The 1,882-nt window shown below is 70.1% G+C and carries 2 protein-coding genes; one reads left to right on the forward strand and one right to left on the reverse strand.

Annotation, left to right across the window (positions count from 1 at the left end; genetic code table 11):
• Window positions 1-426, reverse strand: a 426-nt coding sequence (locus tag U9980_RS12040) for an exonuclease subunit SbcD (RefSeq protein WP_322767991.1), incomplete at its 3' end; no start/stop codon positions are given.
• A gap of 178 nt (window positions 427-604) precedes the next feature.
• Between U9980_RS12040 and U9980_RS12045 the strand changes: the two genes are divergently transcribed.
• Complete coding sequence (locus U9980_RS12045; RefSeq protein WP_322767983.1) at window positions 605-1,864, forward strand: glutamate-5-semialdehyde dehydrogenase; 1,260 nt, start codon at window positions 605-607, stop codon at window positions 1,862-1,864.
• Window positions 1,865-1,882: the final 18 nt, after the last annotated feature.

The following is a 1,882-nucleotide window of genomic DNA, read 5'->3' on the forward strand; positions in this document are numbered from 1 at the left end:
ATCCGTCAGGGTCGTGGCGACCGCAGCCGGTTCAAGGTAGGGAAGGGCATAGACGTGGACCGGGCCGTGGGAGTCCTCGACGGTTACGGGGTCGGCGATGCCGGCCACCTCCGTGCGGATGCGGACCCGAGGATCGAGCAGCCCCGCCTTGTCACCAAGGCGCGCGGGGGCGTCATGATTACCGCTGATCACCACAATCTGCGCGCCGGCGTCGCGTATCCGCGAGAGCGCCTCGTCGAACAGCCGCATGGCCGCGACTGGCGGGATGGCCCGGTCGTGCACGTCCCCGCTGACGAGGACGAGATCGACCTGCTCGGCCCGGACGACCTCGACGAGGTGGTCGACGAACGCGGCCTGGGCCGCTGACAGGTCGAACCGGTGCAGGGCCCGGCCAAGATGCCAGTCGGATGTGTGCAGCACGAGCATGCCATGCACGGTAGGGCGAGCCTCCGACAGTTCCACACGCGGGTCCCGGGTGGATGGTTGCCGTCCCGCCTTGGAGCCCGGGGTCCGCAGCGCCGCGCCGAACGCGCTGCACCGCGCAAGGCCGGTAATCTCGTAGCCGCGTGCCGCGTGCCGGCCGCCGGGTCGGGAGGAACTGGTCATGAACACCCTTGCGGAGGATGTCCGCGAGACCGCGGTCCGGGCCCGTGCGGCCGCGGCCGTCCTCGCGCCGTTGTCCCGCGCGGACAAGGACCGCGCATTGTACGCGATGGCGGACGCCCTGATTGCCGGCAGCGAACAGATTCTCCATGCCAACGCCGGGGATGTCGCCACCGCCCGCGGCGCAGGCACCGGCGAGGCCATGGTTGACCGGCTGACCCTCAGCGCGGACCGCCTTGTCGCCATTGCCGACGGTCTGCGTAAGGTCGCGGCCCTCGACGACCCGGTCGGCACGGTGGTTCGTGGTCGGTTGCTGCCCAACGGGATGGAGCTGCGCCAGGTCAGGGTGCCTCTCGGCGTGATCGGGATCATCTACGAGGCGCGTCCGAACGTGACGGTGGACGCGGCCGGGCTGTGTCTCAAGAGCGGCAACGCCGTGTTGCTACGCGGCAGCGCTTCGGCCGCACGCACCAATGCGGCGCTGGTCGGGGTGCTGCGGGATGCCGCGGCCGGGGTCGGGCTGCCCGCCGACGCGGTTGCGCTCGTGCCCGGTGCCGACCACGAGTCCGTCAAACACCTCATGCGCCTGCGTGGTCTGGTGGACGTGTTGATCCCGCGGGGTGGGGCCGGTCTGATCCGTGCCGTGGTGGCGGAGTCCACCGTTCCGGTGATCGAGACCGGGGTCGGCAACTGCCATGTATACGTCGACGTCGACGCAGATCTCGACATGGCGTTGGCGATCGTTCTCAACGCGAAGACCCAGCGGGTGTCGGTGTGTAACGCGGCCGAGACGCTGCTGGTGCACGCCGGCGTCGCCGAAGTCTTCCTGCCCCGGGTGCTCGTGGCGCTGCGCCAGGCCGGGGTGACGGTCCACGGCGACGACACGGTCCGCTCCCATGACCCCGCGGTGCTGCCCGCGACGGAGCAGGACTGGGCCACCGAGTATCTGTCGCTGGACATGGCCGTCCGGGTGGTGGACTCCCTGGACGACGCCGTGGCCCACATCCGGCAGTGGGGCAGCGGGCACACCGAGGCGATCGTCACCCGGTCGCTGGATGCGTCCCGCCGGTTCATCGCGACCTGTGACAGCGCCGCGGTCATGGTCAACGCTTCAACCCGCTTCACCGACGGTGAACGGTTCGGTTTCGGTGCCGAGATCGGCATCTCCACGCAGAAGCTGCACGCTCGCGGGCCGATGGGCCTCACCGAGCTCACCTCGACGACCTGGGTGGGCGTCGGCGACGGCCACCTGGTGCTCTGACGTCGGGATACGGTTCTT

It is taken from the genome of Protofrankia sp. Cr1, from assembly GCF_963555865.1.
Lineage (GTDB): Bacteria > Actinomycetota > Actinomycetes > Frankiales > Frankiaceae > Protofrankia.

What these genes read in the sequence shown, in the direction of transcription:
- U9980_RS12045 (WP_322767983.1), top strand. Translation starts at nt 605, where the DNA reads ATGAACACCCTTGCGGAGGATGTCCGCGAGACCGCGGTCCGGGCCCGT.